The organism is Phytoactinopolyspora endophytica, from assembly GCF_004138495.1.
GTDB classification, from domain to species: Bacteria; Actinomycetota; Actinomycetes; order Jiangellales; family Jiangellaceae; genus Phytoactinopolyspora; species Phytoactinopolyspora endophytica.
This window is the reverse complement of record NZ_ML142858.1, coordinates 167971-169400: the sequence shown is the minus strand read 5'-3', so window position 1 is coordinate 169400 and position 1430 is coordinate 167971. Positions and strand designations below refer to the sequence as shown.

Below are 1430 nucleotides of genomic sequence, written 5' to 3'. Positions count from 1 at the left end.
AGGAGACCAGGAGAACGGCGAGCACCAGGGCCAGCAACGCCGCTCGGCCGGTGACCGACGGGCGGGATCCCCGCCCTCGCACCGGCCGGCGAGTACCGTTCCCGCCGCCATCGGGACCCGCGACGCGTGGACGCTCGACGCCCACCCGAGGGCGACCCGTGCCCACTCCCGGGCGTGGGCCGCCGCGAGCCGCCCGCGCCGCGGGACGCCGCTTCATCTCGGAACTCCCTGTGGGGCGAGCTCCAGGCGAACGGCGAGCTGGTGGCATGGTTACCTATTAAACCGTGGGAAAGCCGCAGAACCGGCGTAACGCGCGGCGTCGTCCAGCTCTTCTTCAATCCGCAGCAGCTGGTTGTACTTCGCGACCCGCTCGGAGCGAGCCGGCGCACCGGTCTTGATCTGGCCGGCGTTCGTGGCAACGGCGATGTCCGCGATGGTGGTGTCCTCGGTCTCACCGGAACGGTGGCTGATCATGCTGGCGTAGCCGGCCCGGGTCGCCATCGCTACCGCGTCGAACGTCTCCGTGAGGGTTCCGATCTGGTTGACCTTCACCAGCAGGGCGTTCGCCGCGCCCTCCTTGATGCCGCGAGCGAGGCGCTCCGGGTTCGTCACGAACAGGTCGTCCCCGACGATCTGCACCCGGCCGCCGAGCGCCTGGTTGAGCGTCACCCAGCCGGCCCAGTCGTCCTCGGCCAGCGGGTCCTCGATGGAGACCAGCGGGTAGTCGGCCACCAGCTGGCTGTAGTACTCGCTCATCTGCTCCGGGGTCTTCGCCGTGCCCTCGAAGGTGTAGTTCCCGTCCCCGTAGAACTCGGTCGCGGCGACGTCGAGAGCGAGCGCGACCTGCGAACCAGGCGTGTACCCGGCCTCCTCGATCGCCTGCAGGATCAGGTCGAGAGCTTCACGGTTGCTCGGCAGGTCCGGAGCGAAGCCGCCCTCGTCGCCCAGCCCAGTCGCCAAGCCCTTGGACTTGAGCACCTTCTTCAGCGAGTGGTAGACCTCGGCGCCCCAGCGCAGTGCGTCGGAGAAGGTCTCCGCGCCGATGGGTGCGACCATGAACTCCTGGATGTCGACGTTGCTGTCCGCATGCGCGCCGCCGTTGAGGATGTTCATCATCGGCACCGGTAGCGTGTGCGCGTTCGGCCCGCCCAGGTAACGGAAGAGCGGGAGGTCGGCCGACTTGGCCGCCGCCTTCGCCACGGCCAGCGATACGCCGAGGATGGCGTTGGCGCCGAACTTCGCCTTGTTGGGTGTGCCGTCGAGATCGTTCATCTCCTGGTCCACCAGCCGCTGGTCGCTGGCGTCGAAGCCGAGCAGCTGCGGAGTGATGTCGTCCATGACGGCCGTGGCCGCCTTCAGCACGCCCTTGCCGAGGTACCGCCCCTTGTCGCCGTCGCGCAGCTCCACGGCCTCGAATTGTCCGGTCGAAG

The 1430-nt window shown here is 68.8% G+C and carries 2 protein-coding genes; both read right to left on the bottom strand.

The window, feature by feature from the left end:
• The coding region (locus ELR45_RS38460) for a hypothetical protein (RefSeq protein WP_205856904.1) at positions 1-217 on the bottom strand (217 nt) is incomplete at its 3' end.
• Positions 218-270: 53 nt separating this feature from the next.
• On the bottom strand, positions 271-1430 hold a 1160-nt coding region (eno, locus tag ELR45_RS19765), incomplete at its 5' end, for a phosphopyruvate hydratase (protein WP_240759896.1).